At 58.3% G+C, this 24,862-nt stretch carries 26 protein-coding genes; 13 read left to right on the top strand and 13 right to left on the bottom strand.

What is annotated here, in order from left to right; all coding sequences use genetic code 11:
- Nucleotides 1-2: 2 nt before the first annotated feature.
- Complete coding sequence (locus ALP8811_RS03285) at nt 3-1,535, bottom strand: acyl-CoA carboxylase subunit beta (protein ID WP_108855747.1); 1,533 nt, start codon at nt 1,533-1,535, stop codon at nt 3-5.
- A gap of 132 nt (nt 1,536-1,667) precedes the next feature.
- Between ALP8811_RS03285 and ALP8811_RS03280 the strand changes: the two genes are divergently transcribed.
- Both ALP8811_RS03280 and ALP8811_RS03275 read left to right on the top strand, forming a co-directional pair.
- Complete coding sequence (locus ALP8811_RS03280; protein ID WP_108855746.1) at nt 1,668-3,071, top strand: helix-turn-helix domain-containing protein; 1,404 nt, start codon at nt 1,668-1,670, stop codon at nt 3,069-3,071.
- Nucleotides 3,068-3,898 carry an alpha/beta hydrolase gene (locus ALP8811_RS03275; protein WP_108855745.1) on the top strand — a complete coding sequence of 277 codons (831 nt, stop codon included), beginning with the start codon at nt 3,068-3,070 and terminating at the stop codon, nt 3,896-3,898. The genes ALP8811_RS03280 and ALP8811_RS03275 overlap by 4 nt, the downstream gene beginning before the upstream one ends.
- A gap of 47 nt (nt 3,899-3,945) precedes the next feature.
- Here ALP8811_RS03275 and ALP8811_RS03270 read toward each other — a convergent pair whose 3' ends face one another.
- The 4 genes from ALP8811_RS03270 to betI form a co-directional block, all read right to left on the bottom strand.
- Nucleotides 3,946-4,185 (bottom strand): HP1242/YdcH family protein, encoded by a 240-nt coding sequence (locus ALP8811_RS03270; protein WP_108855744.1) that lies wholly within the window; start codon nt 4,183-4,185, stop codon nt 3,946-3,948.
- An 82-nt stretch (nt 4,186-4,267) separates the two neighbouring features.
- Complete coding sequence (gene betA, locus ALP8811_RS03265) at nt 4,268-5,923, bottom strand: choline dehydrogenase (RefSeq protein WP_108855743.1); 1,656 nt, start codon at nt 5,921-5,923, stop codon at nt 4,268-4,270.
- A 22-nt stretch (nt 5,924-5,945) separates the two neighbouring features.
- Complete coding sequence (gene betC, locus ALP8811_RS03260) at nt 5,946-7,454, bottom strand: choline-sulfatase (RefSeq protein ID WP_108855742.1); 1,509 nt, start codon at nt 7,452-7,454, stop codon at nt 5,946-5,948.
- Nucleotides 7,451-8,032: a choline-binding transcriptional repressor BetI gene (gene betI, locus ALP8811_RS03255; protein WP_108855741.1), complete on the bottom strand. Its 582-nt coding sequence runs from the start codon at nt 8,030-8,032 to the stop codon at nt 7,451-7,453. Before betI ends, betC begins: the two co-directional genes overlap by 4 nt.
- Nucleotides 8,033-8,217: 185 nt before the next feature.
- Here betI and choX point away from each other — a divergent pair, with 185 nt between their 5' ends.
- The 4 genes from choX (at nt 8,218) to choV (ending at nt 11,693) form a co-directional block, all read left to right on the top strand.
- The gene (choX, locus tag ALP8811_RS03250) at nt 8,218-9,150 is read left to right on the top strand and encodes a choline ABC transporter substrate-binding protein (protein WP_108855740.1); all 933 of its coding nucleotides are present in this window, start codon (nt 8,218-8,220) and stop codon (nt 9,148-9,150) included.
- Nucleotides 9,151-9,222: 72 nt separating this feature from the next.
- Complete coding sequence (locus tag ALP8811_RS03245) at nt 9,223-9,837, top strand: LysE family translocator (protein WP_108857410.1); 615 nt, start codon at nt 9,223-9,225, stop codon at nt 9,835-9,837.
- A 3-nt stretch (nt 9,838-9,840) separates the two neighbouring features.
- Entirely contained in the window at nt 9,841-10,677 is an 837-nt protein-coding gene (gene choW, locus ALP8811_RS03240; protein ID WP_245924538.1) for a choline ABC transporter permease subunit, read from the top strand.
- Nucleotides 10,674-11,693, top strand: coding sequence for a choline ABC transporter ATP-binding protein (gene choV / locus ALP8811_RS03235; protein WP_108855739.1), 1,020 nt, complete (start codon nt 10,674-10,676; stop codon nt 11,691-11,693). The genes choW and choV overlap by 4 nt, the downstream gene beginning before the upstream one ends.
- Before the next feature lie 12 nt (nt 11,694-11,705).
- Here choV and ALP8811_RS03230 read toward each other — a convergent pair whose 3' ends face one another.
- Entirely contained in the window at nt 11,706-12,173 is a 468-nt protein-coding gene (locus ALP8811_RS03230; RefSeq protein WP_108855738.1) for a hypothetical protein, read from the bottom strand.
- A 106-nt stretch (nt 12,174-12,279) separates the two neighbouring features.
- Between ALP8811_RS03230 and ALP8811_RS03225 the strand changes: the two genes are divergently transcribed.
- From ALP8811_RS03225 to ALP8811_RS03215, 3 genes are all read left to right on the top strand, one after another.
- Nucleotides 12,280-13,038: a hydroxypyruvate isomerase family protein gene (locus ALP8811_RS03225; protein WP_108855737.1), complete on the top strand. Its 759-nt coding sequence runs from the start codon at nt 12,280-12,282 to the stop codon at nt 13,036-13,038.
- A gap of 75 nt (nt 13,039-13,113) precedes the next feature.
- Entirely contained in the window at nt 13,114-13,479 is a 366-nt protein-coding gene (locus tag ALP8811_RS03220; protein WP_108855736.1) for a VOC family protein, read from the top strand.
- A 3-nt stretch (nt 13,480-13,482) separates the two neighbouring features.
- Nucleotides 13,483-14,187 (top strand): helix-turn-helix transcriptional regulator, encoded by a 705-nt coding sequence (locus ALP8811_RS03215; RefSeq protein ID WP_108855735.1) that lies wholly within the window; start codon nt 13,483-13,485, stop codon nt 14,185-14,187.
- Here ALP8811_RS03215 and ALP8811_RS03210 read toward each other — a convergent pair.
- Nucleotides 14,184-15,134: a cation diffusion facilitator family transporter gene (locus ALP8811_RS03210; protein ID WP_108855734.1), complete on the bottom strand. Its 951-nt coding sequence runs from the start codon at nt 15,132-15,134 to the stop codon at nt 14,184-14,186. The genes ALP8811_RS03215 and ALP8811_RS03210 overlap by 4 nt on opposite strands.
- 83 nt (nt 15,135-15,217) lie before the next feature.
- Here ALP8811_RS03210 and ALP8811_RS03205 point away from each other — a divergent pair, with 83 nt between their 5' ends.
- Nucleotides 15,218-15,616 carry a MerR family transcriptional regulator gene (locus ALP8811_RS03205; RefSeq protein WP_108855733.1) on the top strand — a complete coding sequence of 133 codons (399 nt, stop codon included), beginning with the start codon at nt 15,218-15,220 and terminating at the stop codon, nt 15,614-15,616.
- 12 nt (nt 15,617-15,628) lie between these two features.
- Here the strand turns inward: ALP8811_RS03205 and polA are convergent, their stop codons facing one another.
- The 4 genes from polA to ALP8811_RS03185 form a co-directional block, all read right to left on the bottom strand.
- Nucleotides 15,629-18,421, bottom strand: coding sequence for a DNA polymerase I (gene polA / locus ALP8811_RS03200; protein ID WP_108855732.1), 2,793 nt, complete (start codon nt 18,419-18,421; stop codon nt 15,629-15,631).
- A gap of 95 nt (nt 18,422-18,516) precedes the next feature.
- The gene (locus ALP8811_RS03195; RefSeq protein ID WP_108857408.1) at nt 18,517-18,705 is read right to left on the bottom strand and encodes a zinc-finger domain-containing protein; all 189 of its coding nucleotides are present in this window, start codon (nt 18,703-18,705) and stop codon (nt 18,517-18,519) included.
- A gap of 70 nt (nt 18,706-18,775) precedes the next feature.
- Nucleotides 18,776-19,159 (bottom strand): HIT domain-containing protein, encoded by a 384-nt coding sequence (locus ALP8811_RS03190; protein ID WP_108855731.1) that lies wholly within the window; start codon nt 19,157-19,159, stop codon nt 18,776-18,778.
- Nucleotides 19,160-19,173: 14 nt separating this feature from the next.
- Nucleotides 19,174-20,751 (bottom strand): DUF5928 domain-containing protein, encoded by a 1,578-nt coding sequence (locus tag ALP8811_RS03185; RefSeq protein ID WP_108855730.1) that lies wholly within the window; start codon nt 20,749-20,751, stop codon nt 19,174-19,176.
- Between the two features lie 149 nt (nt 20,752-20,900).
- Here ALP8811_RS03185 and ALP8811_RS03180 point away from each other — a divergent pair, with 149 nt between their 5' ends.
- Together ALP8811_RS03180 and ALP8811_RS03175 are read left to right on the top strand one after the other, a co-directional pair.
- Entirely contained in the window at nt 20,901-21,719 is an 819-nt protein-coding gene (locus ALP8811_RS03180; protein ID WP_108855729.1) for a sulfotransferase family protein, read from the top strand.
- A gap of 27 nt (nt 21,720-21,746) precedes the next feature.
- Nucleotides 21,747-22,163 carry an OsmC family protein gene (locus ALP8811_RS03175; RefSeq protein WP_108855728.1) on the top strand — a complete coding sequence of 139 codons (417 nt, stop codon included), beginning with the start codon at nt 21,747-21,749 and terminating at the stop codon, nt 22,161-22,163.
- A 64-nt stretch (nt 22,164-22,227) separates the two neighbouring features.
- Here the strand turns inward: ALP8811_RS03175 and ALP8811_RS03170 are convergent, their stop codons facing one another.
- Together ALP8811_RS03170 and nth are read right to left on the bottom strand one after the other, a co-directional pair.
- Nucleotides 22,228-23,220, bottom strand: a complete 993-nt coding sequence (locus ALP8811_RS03170; RefSeq protein WP_108855727.1) for an adenosine kinase — start codon at nt 23,218-23,220, stop codon at nt 22,228-22,230.
- The gene (nth, locus tag ALP8811_RS03165; RefSeq protein ID WP_108855726.1) at nt 23,217-23,861 is read right to left on the bottom strand and encodes an endonuclease III; all 645 of its coding nucleotides are present in this window, start codon (nt 23,859-23,861) and stop codon (nt 23,217-23,219) included. The genes ALP8811_RS03170 and nth overlap by 4 nt, the downstream gene beginning before the upstream one ends.
- Before the next feature lie 115 nt (nt 23,862-23,976).
- On the opposite strand from nth, the gene ALP8811_RS03160 reads away from it, so the two are divergent.
- Nucleotides 23,977-24,837: a methylated-DNA--[protein]-cysteine S-methyltransferase gene (locus ALP8811_RS03160; RefSeq protein WP_108855725.1), complete on the top strand. Its 861-nt coding sequence runs from the start codon at nt 23,977-23,979 to the stop codon at nt 24,835-24,837.
- Nucleotides 24,838-24,862: the final 25 nt, after the last annotated feature.

The raw sequence follows: 24,862 nt of genomic DNA, 5'->3' as shown, positions 1-24,862 counted from the left end.
GATCACAGCGGAATATTGTCGTGCTTCTTCCAGGGGTTCTCCAGCTTCTTGCCACGCAGCGAGGCGAAGGCACGGCTGATCCGGCGACGCGACGAACGCGGCTGGATGACCTCGTCGATGAAGCCACGCTCGGCCGCCACAAACGGGTTGGCAAAGCGGTCTTCATAGTCCTGCGTACGCTGAGCGATCTTCTCGGCATCGTCCAGTTCCGAACGGTACAGGATCTCGGTCGCGCCTTTCGCACCCATAACTGCGATCTCGGCAGTCGGCCAAGCGTAGTTGAAGTCACCGCGCAGGTGCTTGGACGCCATAACGTCATAGGCACCACCGTATGCTTTACGGGTGATCAGCGTAACTTTCGGCACAGTGGCTTCACCATAGGCAAACAGCAGCTTCGCACCGTGCTTGATCACGCCGCCATATTCTTGGCTGGTGCCCGGCAGGAAGCCCGGCACGTCGACCAATGTCAGGATCGGAATTTCAAATGCGTCACAGAAGCGTACAAAGCGGGCTGCCTTGCGCGAGCTGTCGATGTCCAGGCAGCCAGCCAGAACCATCGGCTGGTTGGCCACAACACCCACGGTCTGCCCTTCCAGGCGAATGTAACCGGTGATGATGTTCTTAGCGTAGTCTTCTTGGATCTCGAAGAAGTCACCCTCGTCCGCGAGCTTGGCGATCAGCTCTTTCATGTCATAGGGCGAGTTCGGGTTGTCCGGGATCAGCGTATCAAGGCTGGCATCCACGCGGGCTGGATCGTCAAAGAACGGACGTACCGGCGCTTTGTCGCGGTTGTTCAGCGGCAGGAAGTCGACCAGACGGCGAACTTCCGACAGGGCTTCCACGTCGTTCTCAAACGCGCCATCGGCGACCGAGGACTTCTTGGTGTGAGTCGAGGCGCCGCCAAGCTCCTCTGCTGTAACCACTTCGTTGGTCACGGTTTTTACAACGTCGGGACCGGTCACGAACATGTACGAGCTGTCTTTCACCATGAAGATGAAGTCAGTCATGGCGGGCGAATAAACGGCACCACCTGCGCACGGGCCCATGATTACCGAAATCTGCGGAACCACACCCGAAGCCATGATGTTGCGCTGGAACACTTCGGCGTACCCGGCAAGCGACGCCACACCTTCTTGAATACGCGCACCACCCGAATCGTTGATGCCGATCACAGGCGCGCCATTTTGCATCGCCATGTCCATGATCTTGCAGATCTTTTCAGCATGGGTTTCCGACAGCGACCCACCGAACACGGTGAAGTCCTGCGAGAACACATAGACCAAGCGGCCATTGATCGTGCCCCAACCGGTGATGACACCGTCGCCCGCAGGCCTATCGGCTTCCATACCGAATTCGGTGCAGCGGTGGGCTTTGAACATGTCGAACTCTTCGAACGAGTCCTCGTCCAACAGCAGTTCCACACGTTCGCGGGCAGTCAACTTGCCCTTCTTGTGCTGGCTATCAATCCGACGCTGACCGCCCCCAAGGCGGGCTTTCTCGCGGCGGCTTTCAAGTTCTTGGAGAATATCTTTCATTTGGCGGCACTCCTTGATTTCGCCGCAAACTAGCCTGACCAAGCGGCAGCGGGAAGCAAAAAGGGGCGAATTTGCAAATTAAATGCAAGTATGCTAGTGCAAATTGCAAATATGCGAACTCAGGAGACCGCGATGGCCACCCAAAAGCTCTATGCAGGCGTCAAACTGCGCGAGATCCGGTCCCGCTTGAACCTGACCCAAAAAGCTTTCGCAGAAAAGCTGGGCGTCAGCCTTCCTTATCTCAATCAAATGGAAAACAACAACCGCCCTGTTTCAACAGGGGTGGTGTTGGCGCTGGCGCAGGAATTTGGCTTCGATGTGGCCGAGCTGTCTACCGGCGACGCGGAACGGCTGGTCACGGACATGCGCGAGGCGTTCGCCGACCCTGTCTTCTCTGACATTCCCCCTTTGGCGGATTTGCGACTTGCTGCGTCGAATGCCCCTGCCCTCGCCCATGCTCTGCTCGAGCTGCACCGCGCCTACAGACTTGGACACGAGCGGCTTGCGTCGATGGATCAAAGCATTGGCGCCGAGGACACCCCCAACCAAGCCAGCCCTTGGGAAGAAGTCCGCGACTTCTTTCACTATTGCGACAACTATATTGATGCCGTGGATCGCGCGGCCGAACATTTTGCGCAGACCGGCAAGGCGCGCGGTCTGAATCAGGCGGCGATGGCCGAGTCCGTACTGAACGACCGCGGCATCTCTTTGAACCGCAAGGATGTCGACAAAGTGCGCAGCTATGACGTCGAGCGCCGAGAGCTGACCCTGTCGACCCGCCCCCCGCGTGCGACACAGGAATTCCAATTGCTGATGCAGGTGGCGCTTCTGACGCAGGACGCCCTGCTGGAAGCCACGCTGGATTTCGCACGCTTCCAGACCGAGGAAGCCCGCGCCATCGCCAAACTGGGGCTTGCAAACTACTTTGCGGGGGCCACCCTTCTGCCCTATGAGCAGTTTCTTGCTGCCGCCCACGAGACGCGCCATGACCTTGAACGGCTGGCAGATCGGTTCGGGGCGTCGATCGAACAGATCGCCCATCGTCTGTCTACGTTGCAGCGTCCCGGATCAAAGGGCATCCCGTTCTTTTTCGTGCGCGTAGATCAAGCCGGTACGATCACCAAACGCCACTCGGCCACACGTCTGCAATTCGCCCGTTTCGGCGGCGCCTGCCCCCTATGGAATGTCCACCAAGCCTTTGAAACCCCAGGACGTTTTCTGCGTCAGCTGGCGCAGACACCTGACGGGGTACGTTACTTCTGTTTGGCCCGGAATGTCACCAAATCCGGCGGCAGTTTTGATGCGCCTGTGCGCCGCTATGCAATCGGGCTGGGGTGCGAGGTGAAACATGCGGGCGCCTTGGTCTATGCGGATGATCTAGATGTCTCGAACGATGCTGCATTTGAACCAATCGGCATCTCATGTCGGATCTGCGAACGCCAGTTGTGTCACCAGCGCTCGGTTCCTCCCCTTGAACGTAAGTTGCAAGTCGACCCATATTCTCGCGGAACGCTTCCTTACGAGATTTCGAGATGAACAAGTTCTTCCTTCCGGTCCTTCTGGCCCTGACCGTTCTGATCACTTCAGCTCCGAAGCCGGTGCATGCCGAAAGCTTCGCGACGAAGCATGAACGCCGCATTTTCTACCAGTTCAACGAGAAGCGACGCGATCCGGCCAAAACCGATGAACGCCTGAAAGAGGTGATCTATGAAGGACTGGTGCTTTGGGTCGGGAAACCCAGAAAGGGCAAACCAACAGTGATGTATCTGCCCGGCTCTGGCGGGAACCTCTATACACGCGGCCACAAGTTTCGTTGGTTCCTGAACAAAGGATACGGTGTGGTTGCCATGGCCTATCCCGGCATGGCAGGCAGCAAAGGTCAGCCCAGCCGTCAGAAGATCCAAAACCTCGCAAACCAATTGTACCGGGACATTCCCAAGCTGACAGGCAGCAAGCAGATCATCCTTATGGGCGAAAGTCTTGGCACAGGAGTAGCTGTTGCGATTGCAGCTGGCAAACCGGGGCGCGCCAACCCGCCTTCGGCGCTAATCTTGCAAGCCCCCTATACGTCTTTGGTGGATTTGACGGCCTCCAAGAACCCCGCCCTTCTGCCCTTCGTTGCGGGTCGGACCGATTTGTGGCCATCGAAACGCGCGATCCAAAGCGTGAAGGTGCCAACTTTCATTATGCACGGGCAAAAAGACGGAACGGTTCCCTATCGAATGGGCGAGCGATTGTATCAGCTGTCTCCGGCCAAGAACAAAGTTCTGGCGACACGAAAGCGGGCCGGCCACACGTCGATCTGGCAAAAGAACGTCCTATCGCCCTTGAACGAATGGCTGCAAGCCATCCACCGCAAATGAAAAAGGCCGGGCAATGCCCGGCCTTCTGTCCCTCGTAATGGCGGCGTTTAGGCAGCCGACAGCATCCGATAGATTTCGTCTTTCAGGGCTGCGCGTTTTTTGCGCATGTCTTCTTCGTTGAACTGGTCGGTCGGCTCAACATTGGTTTCGGCGCGGTGAATCGCACGATTCACGTCGTGGTAATCGTCCGCCAGTTTCGAGAAATGCGCATCTGACTGCTTCATTTCGCTCATTTTCTCGACGAATTCGGGGAATTCCTCGTTCAGCTCATGCGGGGTATGTGACATTCGCGTGTCTCCTCTGTCAAAAGTCAGGGGGAGTTTGCGTCCACCAAACACCCCCCGCTTTGACAGGGATCAAGTCACGCACTTATCGCTGTGAATTTTGCCAATCTGGGTGGATCCACGGTTCGTCATTTGCAGATGGAAGACGACGGCCCAGAATATGGTCAGACGCCTTTTCCCCAACCATGATCGACGGACCGTTCAAGTTGCCGTTGGTAATGCGCGGGAAGACCGAGCTGTCGGCAACACGCAGTCCATCAACTCCGATCACCCGCAGTTCCGGGTCGACCACCGCCATCGGATCATCGGCACGGCCCATGCGGCACGTCCCGCAAGGGTGATAGGCGCTTTCGGCGTGTTCGCGGATGAAGCTATCGATCTCGTCATCCGTTTGCAGCGCGTTGCCCGGCTGGATCTCGAATTTCACAAAGGGCTCGAACGCGGGTTGCGAGAAGATTTCGCGGGTCAGGCGGATACAGGTGCGGAAGTCCTCCCAATCCTGATCGGTCGACATGTAGTTAAAGAAGATGCGCGGGGCATCTTTCGGGTCCGCCGATTTCAGCGTGATTTCCCCACGCGATGGCGACCGCATTGGCCCGGTATGCGCCTGGAACCCGTGGCCTTCCGCTGCTGCCTGACCGTCATAACGCACGGCGATCGGCAAGAAGTGGTACTGGATGTCCGGATACTCGACCCCTTTACGCGAGCGGATGAAGGCCGCGCTTTCGAACTGGTTCGACGCGCCCAGACCGGTCTTGGTAAACAGCCACTGCGCACCAAGAATACCCTTCCAGACGAGGTTCCAATAGCGATAGAGCGTAATCGGCTTCTTCGAGGCATACTGCATATAGACCTCAAGATGGTCTTGCAGGTTCTGGCCAACACCAGCGCGGTCGGCGACAACCTCGATCCCGTGTTCGTTCAGATGCGCCGCCGGACCGATCCCCGAAAGCATCAGCAGTTTGGGTGAGTTGATCGAACTTGCCGCGATGATCACCTCGGCCTCGGCGCGGATCACTTCGATCTTGCCGCCGCGTTCCACTTCCACACCCACCGCGCGTCCATCTTCGATGACAATCTTGCGGGCGAAGGCGCGGATCAGTTCGCAGTTTTCCCGTTCCAACGCGGGACGAATATAGGCGTTGGCCGCTGACCATCGACGACCTTTCCAAACGGTCTGCTCCATCGGGCCGAAGCCTTCCTGTTTCTGCCCGTTATAGTCGTCGGTGACCTGATAGCCCGCTTGCTTCCCGGCCTCGACAAAGGCGTGAAACAGCGGGTTCTTGCGCGGACCACGGGTTACGTGCAACGGGCCATCGGTGCCGCGCCAATCTGCGTCGCCGCCATGCCCACTGTCATGCCAGCTTTCCTGCCGTTTGAAGTATGGCAGCACGTCGGCATAGGACCAGCCATCTGCGCCCTGCTCGGCCCAGTGATCAAAGTCCTTCGCATGGCCGCGCACATAGACCATCCCGTTGATCGAGCTAGACCCACCAACGACTTTGCCGCGCGGCGTCACCAGCGTGCGGTTACCCAGATGCGGCTCGGGTTCGGTCTGGAAGCCCCAGTCATAGGTCTTCATGTTCATGGGATAGCTCAGCGCCGCGGGCATCTGAATGAACGGCCCGGCATCGGTGCCGCCATGTTCAATCACCAGAACTCGTTTACCTGCTTCCGCCAGCCGATAGGCCATTGCACAGCCTGCGCTGCCGGCGCCAACGATGATGTATTCTGCTTGCATTGTATTTCCGTCAGTTCAGGGGTTACTCGCCACGGGGGAAGCGAGCATTCTCTTCAACATTGTCGAGGTTCATGTGGTTGCGCATGTAGCGTTCGGACGCTTTGCGCAGCGGCTGATAGTCCCATGGGAAGTATGCGCCGTTGCGCAGGGCTTCATAGACCACCCAGCGGCGGGCCTGGCTTTCACGCACTTCATTGTCATACGCGTCCAGATCCCAGCGGGCTTCCGACTTCGCGCGCAGCGAAGTCAGCGTGCCCTGATGTTCAGGATCTTCGGCCAGATTCACCAACTCATGTGGGTCGGCTTCCAGATCAAACAGTTGATCCGGGTCCAGCGCGCAGCGATTGTATTTCCACTTGCCATAGCGCAGTGACACAAGCGGCGCATAGGACGCCTCGGCGGCGTACTCCATCGCCACAGGGCTGGTGCGTTCTTCGCCCCCCGCCAGCGGCACAAGGCTTTCGCCATCCACCCACGGCTTCACTTCGTCCAGCGAAATCCCGGCCAGATCGGCCATGGTGGGGGTGACGTCCAGCGTCGAAACGGGCGTCTCGACCAGCCCAGGCTCAAGCCCCGGTGCCGAGATCATCAACGGCACGCGCGCCGAGCCTTCATAGAAGTTCATTTTGAACCACAACCCACGCTCGCCCAGCATGTCGCCATGGTCCGAGACGAACAGAATGGTCGCCTCTTGGCGGGTGCTTTCCAGAATATCCAGCATCTCGCCGACCTTGTCGTCCAGATACGAGATATTGGCGAAATACGCGCGGCGCGAGCGGCGGATATCTTCTTCGGTGATGTCGAAATTGCGCCAGTCGTTGGCATCGAAAATGCGCTGTGCGTGCGGGTCGTGATCTTCATAATCCATCGCGGGCACTTCGGGCAGCAGGTGGTCGCAATCCTCGTAGAGATCCCAATATTTGCGACGCGCAACATAGGGATCATGCGGGTGAGTAAAGCTGACGGTCAGGCACCACGGGCGATCGTCATGACCGCGCGCCAGATCATAAAGTTTGGCGCAAGCGTTGTACGCCACCTCGTCATCATACTCCATCTGGTTCGAGATCTCGGCGACCCCGGCCCCCGTGACGGATCCCATGTTGTGATACCACCATTCGATCCGCTCGCCTGGTTTGCGATAGTCGGGCGTCCAGCCGAAATCGGCGGGGTAAATATCGGTAGTTAGACGTTCCTCGAAGCCGTGCATCTGGTCGGGGCCAACGAAGTGCATCTTGCCAGACAGCGCGGTCTGATAGCCCGCGCGGCGTAGGTGGTGCGCATAGGTCGGAATGTCAGACGCGAATTCTGCCGCGTTGTCATAGACCTTGGTCCGGCGCGGCAGCAGGCCCGACATGAAACTGGCCCGCCCCGGCGCGCAAAGCGGGCTGGCGGTATAGGCGTTCTTAAATCGGACCGAACGTTCGGCCAGTTTTTTCAGATTAGGAGCATGCAGCCAATCCGCTGGTCCATCCGGGAAAAGCGTCCCGTTCAACTGATCCACCATAATGATCAGGATATTCGGCGAGGTCATGCGTGGGTCTCCAAAATGATATCAAGGCAAGCCAGAACTCGATCACAGGCGCGTTTGCCGCTTGGGGTTTCTTCGCGAAGGGCGTGGCGGATATAGAGCCCGTCAATCATCGAGGCCAGCGTATCCGCCACCTCGTGCGCGTCATCGCTCACCAAGGGGCGCAGATCATGCACAAGGTTCGAATGCAGCCGGTGCTGATAGACGCGCAGAAGTCGCCGCGCACCGTCATTGCTTTGAGACATCACATAAAAATTCAGCCACGCACTGATTACCTCGGGGCGGAAGTTACCCGCTTCAAAGTTGGCGCGAATGATGGCCTCGACCCGCTCGCGTGGGGTTTTTGCCCCCAACACGGCAGCACGCACCTGCGCGCCATAGACCGACAGAATGTGACGCATCGCGGCTAGAAAGATCTGATCCTTCCCACCGAAATAGTGATGCGCCAAGGCGCTGGATACTCCAGCGCGCTTGGCGATTTGCGTCACGGTCACGTCAAGGCTTCCAGCGCGGCCGATCTCGTCGATCGTGGCCTGCACCAGCGCGCCTTTCCGAATGGGTTCCATCCCCAGCTTTGGCATATGCCTCTCCGATTTGCGGTAAGACAGGGTTGCTTTTTTTAATTGACTCGTCAATCAATAAAAAGCACCGTCTGCGCCAATGAAGCCGGTTCCACCTTTGCGCAGCCTGCGTTAGGGTCACGCCGAGAGGTCTGTGTAAGCAGGCCCCGGCCAAGCAAAACCGCACCAAAACAGGGAGCGAACACATGAAACTTAGAACCACTCTTTCCGCTATTGCACTTACAGCTGCAGCCAGCACTGCTTTTGCAGATGGCCACTGTGATGAAGTGACCTTCTCGGATGTGGGTTGGACCGACATCACCGCCACGACCGCAGCAACCACCGTTGTTCTGGAAGCACTGGGTTACGAGACCGACATCAAGGTCCTGTCCGTGCCTGTGACCTACACCTCGATGGCCGAGGGTGACATTGACGTATTCCTGGGCAACTGGATGCCCACCATGGAAGCCGACATTGCCCCTTACCGTGAAGCTGGCACCGTCGACACCGTGCGCACCAACCTTGAAGGCGCCAAGTACACGCTGGCCGTAAACAAGGCCGCAGCCGATATGGGCATCAAGGATTTCGCTGACATCGCCGCCAAAGCAGATGCGCTGGAAGGCAAGATCTATGGCATCGAGCCGGGCAATGACGGCAACCGCCTGATCCAGTCGATGATCGACGGCAACTCGTTTGGCCTTGAGGGCTTTGAAGTGGCTGAAAGCTCGGAACAGGGTATGCTGGCACAGGTTGCCCGCGCCGACAAAAAAGGCGAGCCGATCGTCTTCCTTGGCTGGGAACCCCACCCGATGAACGCCAACTTCGAGATGTCCTATCTGACCGGCGGCGACGATTTCTTCGGCCCCAATCTGGGTGGTGCCGTGGTCGACACCAACACCCGTGCAGGTTACGTCGCTGAATGCGCCAACACCGGTAAGCTGCTGCAAAACCTCAGCTTCTCGCTGGCAATGGAAAACGAGATCATGGGCGCCATCCTGAATGACGGCCAAGATCCCGCCGACGCTGCAAAAGCATGGCTGGCCGCCAACCCCGATGCTTACATGGCATGGCTGGACGGCGTGACCACCAAAGACGGTGGCGATGCCGTGGCTGCAGTCAAAGCTTCGCTGGGCATGTAAACCCAACACGATTTGGAACGCGCCGGGGTTATCCCCGGCGCGTTTCTTTTCGAACATCCTGAAGAACCAGATATGACACTTGCCACGCTTGCCTTGTTCATTCCGGCCTGCTTCGCGCTTAACATTGCGCCGGGGCCCAATAATGTGTTGGCATTCTCGAACGCCGCGCGGCGTGGGCTTTTGGTAGGACTCGCTGGTGGAATGGGCCGTATGCTGCCCTTCGCAGCAATGATCCTTTTGGTCGGCATTGGTCTGGGAGCTGTTCTGGCCGCCTCGGAAACCGCATTCAACGCGGTGAAATATGCGGGCGCGGCCTATCTAGTCTATGTTGGGTGGCGCATGTGGCGCGCGAAACCGCAGGCCGAGATCTATGCCCGATCGGACGAACCGGTCACAACGCTTATCCGCCGCGACTTCCTGATCGCCATTGGCAACCCAAAAGCCATCGCGATCTTCACCGCTTTCTTCCCGCAATTCACTGATCTTACCCAACCGCTCGCCCCGCAATACGCGCTTCTGGGCGGGTTGTTCTTGGTGCTCGAGTGTCTTGCCGTTGCGCTATACGCGGGGTTTGGCGCAGGCTTCCAAGGCCTTCTGACCCCGAACCGCCTGCACAACCTGAACAAGGGCGTTGGCGGTTTCCTGATCTTCTCTGGCCTTGCCCTGGCCCTAAATGAAAGGCACTGACACGTGGACTGGATGACAGATACCAAAATTCCGGTCGGCAAAACCATCTCGGATGGATTTGACTGGCTGACCGATGCATTTGGCCCCTTCTTTGACTTCGTCGACGACGTGCTCAGCGACGGGATCGACGGGTTCCTTTGGCTGCTGCAATACCCGCCTGCCCTGCTGATCGTGGCGATGCTGGGGGCGCTGACCTTCTACATCCAACGCAGCTGGGGTCGCGTTATCGTCGTCGTGCTGTGCTTCCTTTACGTGCTGAACCAAGGGTACTGGGAAGAGACCACCGAAAGCCTGACGCTGATCGTCTTCTCGGTCCTGTTCTGTATGGGCGTTGGTGTGCCGATCGGCATTTATGCCGCCCATCGTCCGCGCTTCTTCCAAGGGATCCTGCCTATTCTGGATATGATGCAGACGATCCCGACCTTTGTGTACCTGATCCCGATGATCGTGCTGTTTGGCATCGGCATGGTGCCGGGTCTTGTGGCCACATTCATCTTCGTCATTCCCGCACCGATCCGTCTGACCCAACTGGGCGTCAGCCAAGTGCCAACGGCGCTGACCGAAGCAGGACAGGCGTTCGGTGCGACTCGGATGCAAACCCTGTGGAAGATCGAGCTTCCCTCGGCTTTCCCGCAAATCATGACGGGCCTGAACCAGACCATCATGTTGTCACTGTCGATGGTCGTTATCGCGGCTCTTGTTGGCGCGGACGGCCTTGGTGTGCCGGTGGTGCGTGCCCTGAATACAGTGAACGCCTCGCTGGGCTTTGAAAGCGGATTGGTCATCGTGGCGGTTGCCATCGCCCTTGACCGAATGCTGCGTGTGGAGAGCAAATCATGACCGCTGTAGAATTTGACAATGTCTCGATCGTTTTCGGCGACAAGCCGAAAAGTGCTCTGCCAGCAATGGACGCGGGCAAAGATCGTTCGATCGTAAAAACGGAAACCGGTCAGGTGCTGGGCGTCCACGATTGTTCGCTCTCGGTAGCCGAAGGCGAAATCCTTGTGCTTATGGGCCTGTCCGGCTCGGGCAAGTCCACCCTTCTGCGCGGCGTGAATGCGTTGAACCCTGTTGTACGCGGCTGCGTGCGCGTGAATGACGGCAACGGACTGGTGGACGTCACCAATGCCGACGCCGGTACATTGCGCCGCATCCGGCAAAACCACGTGGCGATGGTATTCCAGCAATTCGGCCTTCTGCCGTGGCGCACCGTCCGCGAAAACGTCGGGCTGGGGCTGGAACTTGCCGGCATGGGAAAGGCCGAACATAAAGCTCGGGTGGACGAACAGCTTGAGCTGGTAAATCTCAGCGAGTGGGCCAATCGCAAAGTGGGCGAGCTGTCAGGCGGGATGCAACAGCGTGTGGGTCTGGCACGTGCCTTCGCGACCCAAGCTCCAATCCTGTTGATGGACGAACCTTTCTCAGCCCTCGACCCTCTGATCCGCGCCCGTCTGCAGGACGAGCTGATCGAACTTCAGCAACGTCTGAAGCGCACCATCATCTTCGTCAGCCACGATCTGGACGAGGCGTTCAAACTGGGCGACCGCATCGCGATCATGGAAGGCGGACGTATCGTGCAATGCGGCACGCCCCGTGACATCTTCACAAATCCCGTGAACGAATACGTGGCGGACTTCGTGGCGCACATGAACCCACTGGGCGTGCTGACAGCGCGTGATGTGATGGCGGACGGAGCCTCGGCGGCGTCGGTCAGCGTTGACGTGGCAGACCACGTGGATGTGGTGATGAAAGCGTTAGCTGGCCAAGACGAGATCAGCGTGACCGAAGCGGGGCAACCCGTCGGGCGGATCACCTCAGACGCTGTCATGGCCCGTCTACTGGACCCCCGCAGTTAACCGCGCGCGGGCTCAGTTCGTCAGACAATACCGCTTTCCGCCTTTAACCCCTTCCAATCCGACCGCCTTACGAGGGCAATCATTTTGGGCAATGGCGGGTTGAAGGCGGGCGCCGTCTTTGCGCACCAAAAAGAACTCGTGCGCATAACTGAATGGGCGCACCTGAAGATCCCAGCCCGTGATTGCATTCTGGCTGATATGCGGATCATTGGGCGGCACCAGAAGCCAGTATTCGCGCCCTTTCAGCTGCCCACTGACTTGCTTGGAGCGAAACCACAGGGCGCCTGGTTGGCTCAGCGCGCAAATCTCGGGCCGTGTGACAGCGCGTTTGGTGCCTTCCTTGCCCTCAACCTTCTGCCATTCAATCAGACGATCACAGAAACTGGCCCCGCCACGGGCATTGACGTTTCCCTGATCGGATTGGCAGGCTGACAAAGCAACGACGGCGACGACTGCTAAATGGGCGGGAATAAATCGCATGGAAAACCCCTTTAAATTGCCGGAATCCTACATCACCTAGGCCTTGCGTCAAGCGCCGCCATCGGCAAGCTTGTCTCTGCTACCCGCAAAATACTGAAAGCCCGCCATGCCCCGTTTCGCCGCCAACCTGACCCTTCTGTTCACTGAACTGCCGTATCTCGACCGGTTCGAGGCCGCTGCCGAGGCCGGATTTACGGCAGTAGAGGTGCTGTTCCCCTATGACGACGCGGCGCAGGAAATTCAGCGACGGTTGACTGCAAATGGGCTTCACATGGTGTTGATCAACACACCTCCGCCCAACTGGACGGGTGGCCCTCGCGGCTTTGCAGCCGTACCGGGCGGGCAGGATCGGTTTCGCTATGACTTCAAGCGCGCACTACGCTTTGCGCAGGCCTTTGGCGCAACGCATCTGCATATCATGGCGGGCGCGGCGGACGGGCATACGGCCCGTGCGGCATTTGTCGAAAACCTGAAATGGGCCAGCGCCCAAGCCCCAAAGCAAAGCCTGACCATCGAGCCGATCAACCGTGACGACATGCCGGGCTATTTCCTGTCGGACTATGATTTGGCAGCAGACATTCTGGCCGAGGTCGCTGCTCCCAATCTGGGTCTGCAATTTGATGCTTATCACGCCCACAAGATCACCGGCGACATGCCCGCCACGTGGAAGAAGGTGAAACATTTGACCCGACATATTCAGGTAGGCGGCCTGCCTGACCGACACGAACCCGTGGCTGGTGTGATCGACTATCCCGCGTGGTTCCGGCAACTGGATGACGAAGGCTATGACGGCTGGGTTAGTGGCGAATATCACCCCGCCGGGCCTACGGAAGACGGGCTGTCATGGATAAAGGGGTTCGACTGACAGGCTCCTGACACTACGCTGTCAGGAGGGGTATGTCACAACCGCCTCATCAACATTGATGGAAGGAAAGACCCGATGACACCCACGATTGTATGCTGGAGCGAGATCCCCGTCTCGAACCTGGAAAAAGCTGTTGATTTTTATGGCACTGTCTTCAAATGGACGATGAAGATCGACACGACCGGCCCCATTCCGATGGCAGATTTTGGCGGCACCGATGCGCCGGGCGGCGGACATCTTTATGTCGGGAAGCCTTCGATTGAAGGCAGCGGCCCGACGGTGCATATGGTGGTGCCGGACGCGCTGGAAGACGCGATTGCGCGGTGCGAAGGCGCAGGTGGAAAAGTGACCAGCGACCCGATCCCGCTGCCCATGGGGCGCTTCGTCTATGCCTCTGACCCCGATGGCAATGCGATCGGTATGTTTGAACCGAAAGCCTGATCCATGCGCCGTGCCGACCGCCTTTTCCAGATTGTTCAGCTGCTTCGAGGCGGTCGGCTGACCACGGCGCGCGATTTGGCCGAAACACTCGAGGTCAGCGAGCGCACGATTTATCGCGACATCGCTGACCTGATTGGATCGGGCGTGCCCGTCGAAGGTGAAGCGGGCGTCGGGTACGTGATGCGGGCGGGCTATGACATGCCGCCGCTCATGTTCACCCGCGACGAGATCATGGCCGTAATCGCAGGCACCCACCTGCTAGAGCGGATGGGTGGGGCCGCGATGGCAACCGCCGCCCGCGAAGCCCTGATCAAAATTCGCGCCGTACTGCCGGAAGCGCTGGAAGCACAAGCCAAGCGGGTCGAGATCCACGCCGGCCCCACCCTGCGCCCCTCGGATCGTGACCGTCATTTCATCGACCAAATCGAAAGCGCCATCGATGCGCGGTTGAGGTTGATTATGACCTATGCGGACGAGGCAGGTGCAAAATCCACCCGCACCATCCGCCCCTTGGCCCTGTGGCTGTGGCGCAATGGGTGGACGGTGGTAAGCTGGTGCGAGCTACGCGAAGACTTCCGCATGTTCCGCGTCGACCGGATCGAAGGTTTCACCACCGGCGAGCGTTTCCGGGAAGAGCGCGACAAGGGCCTGAATGCGCTTTACGCCCAGATGGAAGACCGCGGCTTCGACCCCAAGCTGATCATCTAGCCAAGCGACGGCTTGGCTCCCCCGATCCGCTGTGGTGTATCACAGGCCGCGTCCGCGCTTTCCATGTCCAACGTGACGTGAGCAATCCCCCAACGCTCGACCAGATGTGCCTTCACAGCAGCTTTCACCGGAAGGACGTCGGACCAGCTATCCCCTTTCACCACAACATGCGCCTCAAGCGAGATCACATCCTCGCTGATCTGCCACAGATGAAGGTGATGCACGTTCTCGACGCCCGGCACGGCCTCCATCCCCGACAAAACCTCCTCCACATCAATGCCCTGCGGCGCGCCCAGCATCAGGATATGTGCCACGCCTTTCAGCTCGGACAGGCCCATCCAGATCACGTAAGCCGCAATGCCCAGCGTCGCAATCGGGTCTGCCAGATGCCAGTCGAACGCCACAATCAACACGCCCACAATGATCACCGCAACCGACCCCAGTGCGTCTGCCACATTGTGCAAAAAGGCGGCCCGAATGTTGGCGCTTTCCTTCGCCATGCGCCATGTCAGCAATGCTGTCACTGCGTCCACTACCAACGCGATGCCCGCCACGAAGATGACCAACCACCCGGTCACCTCGGGCGGGTTGAAGAAGCGCATCACGCCCTCATAGGCCAGATAAATCCCGATCACGATCAGCGTGGTCAGGTTGATCAGTGCGGCCACCAGCTCGACCCGTTTATAGCCGAAGGTCATCGTCCCGTCGGTGGGTCGGCGCGCAATTTTGCGGGCAAAGAAGGCAATCGCCAAAGATGCGGCGTCCGATAGGTTGTGAATGGCATCCGCAATCAGTGCGACCGATCCTGACAGCAGCCCGCCGACAATCTGCGCCAACGTCAGAAAGACGTTTACCGCGACGGCCAGCCCGACGCGCATATCTCCTGCTTCTGGGTCAATGTGATGATGGTGATGGTGGCCATGCGAGTGGCTGTGATCATGGGGCATGAAAGCGCTCCGGTTCCGGGTGTTGTTCCTATCACAACTGGATATAATTCCTCTAGTCCCTAGAGGTTCAAGAGGAAAAGCACATGTTTTCCATCGGTCAGATTTCCACCCGCACCGGGGTAAAGGTGCCAACCATCCGCTATTACGAGCAGATGGGACTGATCACAGCGGAAGAGCGCACCGAGGGAAACCAGCGGCGGTTTTCGCAAGAGGGGTTGGACCGGCTGCACTTCATCCGGCACGCCCGGGATCTTGGGCTCTCGATTGATATGATCCGCCACCTTCTGACCATCGCGCCCAGCAACCACGCGGAAAGCCACCGGATTGCGGCTGAGCATCTGGACGAGGTGCGTGACCGGATCGCCCGGTTAAAACGGCTTGAGGCCGAACTGGTGCGGATCAAAGATAGCTGCGATGGCACAGACGAGTGCTCGGTCTTGTCGGCCTTTGGCGATCACCGCCAATGTGCAGGAGGGCACTAGGCCCGAAGGCGCTTAGTGCGCTTCCGCCCAGTTCATGCCAATACCTGCGTCCACAACCAAAGGCACATCCAGTTTGATCGCGGGTTCTGCCGCACCTTCCATAACGTGGCGGACGGTCTCGATCACCTCGTCCACGGCGTTTTCCTCGACTTCGAAGATCAGTTCGTCATGGACTTGCAGGAGCATCTTGGCGGGCAGCTTTGCGATGGCATCCGGCATGCGGATCATGGCGCGACGGATGATGTCGGCGGCCGTGCCCTGAATGGGCGCATTGATCGCTGCGCGTTTAGCAAAGCCTGCCTGCGGGCCTTTCGCACCAATCTCGGGCGTGTGGATGCGGCGGCCAAACAGGGTCTCAACCCGTTTGTGTTCCTTGGCGAACTCGACCGTGGTGTCCATGTATGTGCGGATGCCCGGGAAGCGTTCGAAATAACGGTCGATGAAGCCCTGCGCCTCGGAGCGTGGAATGCGCAGGTTGCGGGCCAGACCGAACCCCGAGATGCCATAGATCACACCGAAGTTGATCGCCTTGGCCTGACGACGGATGTCCGGCGTCATCTCGTCCAGCGGCACATCGAACATCTCGGACGCCGTCATGGCGTGGATGTCGTGGCCATCGCGGAAGGCCTGTTTCAGCGCGTCGATATCGGCCATATGGGCCAGAATGCGCAGCTCGATCTGGCTGTAGTCGAGGCTGATCAGCTTGGTGCCTTCGGGCGCAATGAACGCCTCGCGGATGCGGCGGCCTTCTTCCGAGCGCACAGGGATGTTTTGCAGGTTCGGATCACTGGACGCCATGCGGCCTGTGTTCGCCCCGGACTGCAGATATGACGTATGAACACGACCCGTTTCCGGGTGAATGTGATCTTGAAGAGCGTCCGTATAGGTCGATTTCAGCTTTTGCAGCTGGCGATAGTCCAGAACACGCGCGGCGAAAGGGTGTTCGGCGGCGAGGTCCTCTAGCACATCTGCGGGGGTCGACCACTGGCCGGTCTTGGTTTTCTTGCCGCCCGGAAGCTCCATCTCGCCAAACAGGATTTCACCCACCTGCGCAGGGGATTGCACATTGAAGTCGCGGCCCGCGATTTCATGCAGCTCGGCCTCGTAGCCCACCATTTTCTGGGCGAAGGCGTTGGACATGCGCGACAGCACCTCGCGGTCGACCTTGATGCCCGTCATTTCCATCTGAGCCAACACGGGCACGAGCGGACGTTCCAAACGCTCATAGACGCGGGTGACGTGATTGCTGTGCAGGCGTGGCTTCAGAATCTGCCATAGACGCAGCGTGATGTCCGCATCCTCGGCCGCATATTTCACCGCGTCATCAAGCGGCACGCGATCAAATGTGATGGCAGACTTGCCCGTCCCAAGCAGAGACTTGATCGAGATGGGGGTGTGCGACAGGTACACTTCTGACAGCTTGTCCATGCCGTGATTGTGCAGGCCCGCATTCTGGGCGTAGGACATCAACATCGTGTCGTCGATCGGAGCGACATTCACCCCGTAGCGCGCCAAAATCTTCGCGTCGTATTTCATGTTCTGGCCGATTTTCAGGATCGCAGGATCCTCGAGCATCGGTTTCAGTGAGGCAATGACCTGATCCAGTGGCAATTGCCCCTCGGCCAGTTCCGAGCCGCCAAAAAGGTCATCCGCCTGGCTGCTTTTGTGAGTCAGCGGGATATAGCAAGCCTCGCCTGGATCGACGGCCAGCGAGATCCCGACCAGATCGACCAGCATTTCGTTCAGACCGGTGGTTTCGGTATCGAAGGCCACATAACCGCGGGCATAGACGCGGTCGATCCACGCGCCAAGCGCGTCCATGTCTTTGACCCATTCGTATTTCTCGGGGTCGATGGCAGGCATTTCCACGGTCGCAGGCGCGTCGCCGCCTTCAGGCTGCGCGATCTCGGGCGCGTCCATCCCCAGCTTGCCTGCGACGCGGTTGGTCAGCGTGCGGAACTCCATCTCGGCAAGGAAGCTCAAAAGCGTTTCGGGTTCAGGGTCTTTCAGTTCGAAATCTTCGAACGTCATGTCCAGATCCATCTGATCATCCAGCTTGACCAGCTCGCGGCTGGTGCGGATTTGATCGGCATTCTCGATCAGCGTCTGTCGGCGCTTGGGCTGCTTGATTTCGCCGGCGCGTTCCAGAAGTGTGTCGAGGTCTCCGTATTCGTTGATCAGAAGTGCTGCGGTCTTGATGCCAATGCCGGGCGCTCCGGGCACGTTGTCCACGCTGTCGCCAGCCAGTGCCTGCACGTCGACCACTCGGTTGGGGCCAACACCAAATTTTTCCTCGACCCCTTCAACACCGATGCGTTTGTTCTTCATCGGATCGAGCATTTCGACCCCACCGCCCACAAGCTGCATCAGGTCTTTGTCCGAGGACAGGATGGTCACGCGCCCGCCCGCCTCGTTCGCTTGACGCGCGAGGGTGGCAATGATGTCATCCGCCTCGAATCCTTCGACCTCAAGACAGGCGATGTTGAAGGCACGCGTGGCGTCGCGGGTCAGTGGGAACTGAGGACGCAGATCTTCAGGTGCCGGGGGGCGGTTGGCTTTGTACTCGGGGTAGATGTCACTGCGGAAGGTCTTGCCGGAATGGTCAAAGATCACCGCGACATGAGTGGGCGCGTCGGCACCGGCGTTGTCCTCGACAAACTTGAACAGCATGTTGCAGAACCCGGCCACCGCCCCGATGGGCAGCCCGTCGGATTTTCGCGTCAGCGGAGGAAGCGCGTGATAGGCCCGAAAAATAAAGGCCGACCCGTCGACCAAATGCAGATGACAGCCTTTTCCAAAGCTCATTGGAATTCCCCCTGATACGCGTGTGACCAGTTAAGACGCAAAAGGCCGCGAGGCACCAGCCCGCGGCCCGGATTTTCAGTACAGCCCGGCTAAGATCAGGCGGCTTTGTCGTCGTCGGCGTGATCTTTGTGCACGAACTTGCAATCACAATAGGGGCATTCCACCCAGCCATGTTCGGTCGGGATCTGTAGATAGACGCGCGGATGGCCCAGCGCGCCCTCGCCGCCGTCACAAGAGACCTTGTAGCTGTCTACGATCTTGGTTTCAGGAGCCGGTTGGGTCATGTGAGACACCTCTGTCATTTTTCGTCATTCTATTTACGCCCCGCGCGGCAGGTGCCGCAAGAGCGAACCGTTAGTCTGCGCGCGATACCATGCGTCCAATGGGGCGTCCTGCCAGAATATGGATGTGCAGATGCGGCACCTCTTGCACACCATGCACGCCTGCGTTCGAGATCATGCGATACCCGTCGCCATCTCCGCCCGGGTCAACGCCTAGAAGCGCGCAGACCTTTCCCACGGCGCGGGTGAAGCCCACGATCTCGGCGTCCGAACCTTCGGTGGCCAGATGATCGAAGGTCACATACGGCCCTTTGGGAATCACCAACACATGGTGCGGGGCTTGTGGCTGGATGTCGCGAAAGGCCAGCGCGTGGTCATCTTCGTACACGGTGTCATTCGGGATTTCGCCACGCAGGATCTTTGCGAAGATGTTCTGGTCGTCATAGCTGTAGGGCATTGTGGCCTCCGGTGTCAGTCCTCAAACAGGTGATTGGTCTGGGCGATCTCAAGCGCTTGCTCGGGCGAGATCGACAGGAATTGTGACAGAGCCATCGCGTTCTCTTGCGCGTCCCGCCCTTCACTGATGCGATAGTAGTTTTCGAACCCGGCATCCCGGATCCGGTCACTTTCATGCATCACGTCAGCGCGAATCGTGGGCAATAGACGTTCCATCGACTGCTTGGGCGTATTTTTACCCGCAAGCCCAACCCGCATTGCGTGTCCAGCCAGATAGTCGTCCGAGAAGATACTTTCGACTTCCAACAGACGCGCGGTGGATCGGTCCGAGAAGAAATCCTGAAACATCTCCATATTTTTGGGGTCCATGCAGATCACCATGCGGTCTGTCCCGTAATACTCGTAGAGCATCCGCATCAAAGCGCGACGGTGTCGGGCGCGTTTGCCCATCTGTGTCTGGATACCACCCAGATCAGGCATCGGACAGCTGGCCTCGTCGAACAGATATTCGATGGTCTCGATGCCGGTGACTTCTTTGATTTTGTGGATCAGGCGTTTAGCCACGTGCCACTTCTTGGCCACGACAATCAGAAGCTCACGTTCGCGCCCCAGACTTGATTCCGCCTCCCAGAACCGCGGCGCGAACCGTAAACCGTTCCGTCCTCGGCTGGTCAGAAACCGAAACAGGCTACGCCCTTCGTTCGAAATCTGAAATTCGACCCCTTTGGCAGCATAAAGATCGCCCAGCCGCTGCTTAAGATCCGCGGCTTCGGGGCTGATCTTGCGGGCAAACAGGAAATCCTGACTGAGAAGCAAGTCATAGTGGTCGTTATAGAATGTTACCGGCATCCCATAGTCAGTGAACATCAGGAAGGTCAGCGTGCTGGTTCGAATCTCTTCGTCCGGCACCAGATGGCGCACGATGGTCTGAAAGAACGTCTCGTCCGGGATCCAAGTGGTGCGGAAGAACCGCATCACGTCTTTGCGCTCTTGGCAGAACTTCATCACCCATTCGACGGTGCGGCGGCGCAGACACCACCATTGGCTGCCGATCATAACCTGAAGATCCACAGGGATTTCGCGCGTCAGGCCCAGCTTCTTTTGCAGCTGGAAAGAGGCATCAAACAGATTCTTGTGTTTGCGTTCGTTCAGGAAGTGGCGATAGATCAGCCGCTCTTCCTTCATGCCCGTCTTGATCCAGTCGCTTTCGAAAAAGTCGAAGCTCTCGATATAGTCCACATCTTCGCGGTCCAGCAGGTCATGGGCGAATTCGGCAGATTTGATAGCCATGCAATCACCAGACAGCATGTAGAAATGCGTGGCGCGCGGAAACGCTTCCAATGCCGCCTCAACGGCATTCAGAGACGCCTGTACCAAGGACCATTCCCCCCAGCCGCACTTGATGCGTTTCTTGGCGAAGGTCACGTTTTGATTATCTCTGAGCGCGTCCTGAATGCGCTGGAAATCAGTGGGGTTTGCGCGCGCGTCGAAATGGATTGCCATATAGTCGCCAGCCGCCGTCAATTGCCGTGCTTGCGAAATGATGGCCTCAGGGTCTTTGTGGCACAGCAAAATGAAGGCGATTTGGGCCATGAAACGTTATTTGCCTTTAGAACTGACGATGACCCGACTTAAATAGCGTGAACATCTATCAGAAAAACAGAGATTCTTTACTTTTTTCATCAATCTGTTCACAAACAGAGCAATGGCGCGAACCAAGTATTTAGAAGACGAGGTATTTTATGGGGTTTCCCGGCACCTGGATGACCGAAAGCGAAAGCGTTGTGTATCGCGTGGTCCCAAAATGCGCCTGTTCGACCATCGGGCAAATCATGTTCTACTCGGATCATGGCGAGTTCTTTGATGGCGACATTCACGACAGCAAAGACCGGATGCACAAGTGGGCGCAAGACCAATCGCAGGCACAGATCGAAGCCAATGTGCGCGACCACAAAAGCTATGCGTTTACCTGCGTGCGCAACCCCTACACCCGCATCCTGTCCAGCTTCTTTGACAAGATCTGTGGCATTCAGCGCAATGGCCGTCGTTATCGCGGCAATCTGGTGCCGCTTCTGATTCAGAAATACGGGATCGAGGTGGGTGACCCCGACAATGGGTTTGAATTCGACCAGATCGAAAGCTTCCGACGTTTCCTTCTGTTCGCCCGCGACACGATCCGCTGGCGTAAACCGATGGATCCGGACATTCATTGGTCGTCCATGTCAGGCCACGTCTCGACTTTCATTGTAAATGGCGGTCGCTATGACAACATCGTCTGGACCGAGAAGTTCAACGATGGGATGCAATCTGTTCTGGACGCGATTGAGACCCCACACCCTGTGGATCTGGCTGAAATCCCGCGCTTTAACGAAAGCGAAGGCCACGGTCCCAAGCGTGCACATCCGGTCGAGGACTATTTCGACGATCTGTCGATGCATCTTGTCTATGAGATCTTCAAGAAGGACTTCGAGTTGTTTAAGTACGACTTCGAAAATCCCGGGAACAAGATGCCCATTGGCGAGATCGATCTGGACGAGATCCACGCCAAACTAGGCGACTGATCCGCTTTTGACTGCGAAGGACACCACATGAAAGCGCGCGTAAAATGGGCCGAGGCCCGTACCTTTATTGGCACCTCTGGCACAGGCCACAACATTGTTCTGGGTACCGGCCATGACGGCGCAGGAACGCCCGGTCCCAGCCCGATGGAACTGTTGCTGATCGGAACTGCGGGCTGTTCGGCCTATGACGTTGTGTCGATCCTGCAAAAACAGCGCCAGCGCATCGAAGATGTCGACGTAGAGGTTGATGCAGAACGCGCCGAAACCGACCCCAAAGTCTTCACTAAGATCCATCTGCACTTCATCGTCAAAGGCCGCGGGGTCAGCGCAGACAAGGTTGAGCGTGCGATTTCGCTGTCGGTGGACAAATACTGTTCTGCTTCGGCGATGATGGCGGCCTTGGCCAACGTCACCCATGACTACGAGGTTGTGGACACCGAATAAGCTCCGCTTCACCCAAATAAAGAAAGCCCGGATCCTGCGATCCGGGCTTTTTCGTTTGCGTGGCTTAGATTAGTCCCTTTTCGCGGAACAGCGCTGGCAGGTTGCGATCTGCGCGCGGCCCGATATGGCGGATCACTTCGCCTGCGACGGTGCAGCCCATCTCGCCGCAGGTGCGCAGATCAGCACCGGTGGCCAGACCGTACAGGAAGCCTGCGGCAAAGCCGTCACCTGCCCCAGTGGCGTCCACCGGGACGATGCGCTCAACCGGCACGTCCACACGTTCGCCCCCCGCAAGGATCGTCACCCCGTCGCCCGAGCGCGTGCAGGCCACCAGCGGGCAGATCGCGGCGGTTTTCGCCATTGCCTCTTCCAGATCATCGGTTTGGAACAGTGCTTTCAGCTCTTCCTCGTTGCCGATCACATAGTCCAGTTCGTGCTCGATCAGCATCAGGAAGTCGGTACGGTGACGTTCGACGCAGAACGGATCGGAAATCGCGATCCCCGCCTTGCCACCACCCGCGCGACAGGCACGAGCCATGGCGATGAACGCCTCTTTCCCTTTGTCCTTGTCAAAGAGGTAGCCTTCCAGAAACACGATCTCGGCGTCCGCAGCGACCTCGGGATCCACATCTTCCGGCCCAAGCTCGGCCGAGATGCCCAGATAGGTGTTCATCGACCGCTCGCCATCCGGCGACACAAAGATCATCGACCGCGAAGTCGGCAGCTCGCCGCCCGGCACGGGTGGGTTCACAAAGCGGGTGCCGTCCATCTCCATCGCATCGGCATAGAAATGACCTAGGGCATCCTCGTGCACGCGGCCGACAAACCCTGTGGTCAGACCGAGATTACCAATCCCGGCGATCGTGTTCGCAACCGATCCACCAGCCGCCTGCTTGCGGTCTTGCATCGCGGCATACAGCACCTCGGCGCGGTCCTTTTCGACCAGTTGCATGATGCCTTTTTCAATGCCCATCAGTTCCAGAAAGCTGTCATCTGCGGTGGTAATAACATCCACAACCGCGTTGCCGATCCCGACAACCTTGTACTTTTTCGTCATAAGTTCTTTTCCTCGAAGGGACAGAGGTCCCGAATGATGCAGTTTCCGCACATTGGCTTGCGCGCCTTGCAGGTATAGCGCCCATGTAGGATCAGCCAGTGATGGGCGTGGTGTTGAAAGTCTGCGGGGATGTTGTCTTCGATGGCGCGTTCGACCGCATCGACGTTCTTGCCGACAGCGATGCCCGTGCGATTGCCGACGCGGAAGATATGCGTATCGACCGCCTGCGCCGGCACGCCCCACCACATGTTCAAAACGACATTAGCTGTCTTGCGCCCCACACCCGGCAGCGACTGAAGCGCGGCACGAGAATTGGGCACCTCGCCGCCATACTCGTCGACAAGGATCTGGCTTAACTTCATCACGTTCTTCGCCTTTTGGCGAAACAACCCGATGGTCTTGATATGTTCAGTCAGCCCCTCAAGGCCCAAATCCAGCATCTTCTGCGGCGTGTCCGCCACTTTGAACAACGCCCGCGTGGCTTTGTTCACGCCCACGTCCGTCGCCTGTGCCGACAGGGCCACCGCTACGACCAGCGTGTAGACATTTACATGCTCCAGCTCGCCCTTGGGTTCGGCTTCCTGTTCTTTGAAGCGCTCAAAGATCTCGCGGATCTGGTGATATCCGAGTTGTTTTGCCATCGCGTCCATCCGTTTCCGCAGATCGTCTTACGCGAGCCACGTTCAATGCGCAATTTCCGGGTCGCCTTGTAGAAGCAGAAAAGGCAAGCTCGTTGTATTGACGCATGAGGCCAAGATGACACCGACTGAAGACAGCTACCACTACAACGTGATCCGGCGTGCGATCGAAGAAATCGACGCAGCAGGAGGAAAGACCCTCGCGCTTGACGCCTTGGCCGCGAAGATGGACATGTCGCCCTCGCATTTTCAGCGCGTGTTCTCGCGCTGGGTTGGAGTATCGCCAAAACGCTATCAACAGTTCCTGACATTGGGCCATGCCAAGACACTGTTGGCCGAGCGGTTTTCAACGCTGGAAACAGCACAGTCGGTTGGTCTGTCGGGTCAGGGCCGTCTGCATGACCTCTTTTTGCGGTGGGAAGCGATGAGCCCCGGCGAATATGCCAATAGGGGTAAAGGTCTGACGATCTATTGGGGTTGGTTTGACAGCCCGTTCGGGGCGTCGCTGGTAATGGGGACCGAGCGGGGCATCTGCGGCATCGGTTTTGCGGGTGAGACAGGCGTCGAGGAAACCTTCGAGGACCTGATATCGCGCTGGCCCAACGCCACGTTCATCGAAGACCCGATGTTCCTGCGACCGTGGGTTCTGGCCGCGTATGACACGGAATTGGGCAAGGACGGAAAGACACCGCTGCACCTGATCGGTTCGCCCTTGCAGATCAAGGTATGGGAGGCACTTCTGTCGATCCCCTCGGGCCATGTAACCACCTATGGACAAATCGCTGAGAAGATCGGCCAACCCCGCGCCGTGCGTGCCGTGGGCACCGCTGTCGGGCGCAACCCGGTAAGCTGGCTGATCCCGTGCCACCGTGCCCTGCGCAAATCCGGTGCACTGGGGGGATACCATTGGGGCCTGCCAGTAAAGCGCGCATTACTGGCGTGGGAAAGCGCCGAACTGGAACAAGAGCGTACTGGGTAAGCGTCTGTTTTTCGCCGAGTTTCCC

This window comes from Aliiroseovarius pelagivivens, assembly GCF_900302485.1.
Lineage (GTDB): Bacteria > Pseudomonadota > Alphaproteobacteria > Rhodobacterales > Rhodobacteraceae > Aliiroseovarius > Aliiroseovarius pelagivivens.
Note: the sequence above shows the minus strand (reverse complement) of the source record. Positions and strands in the feature narration are given on the sequence as shown.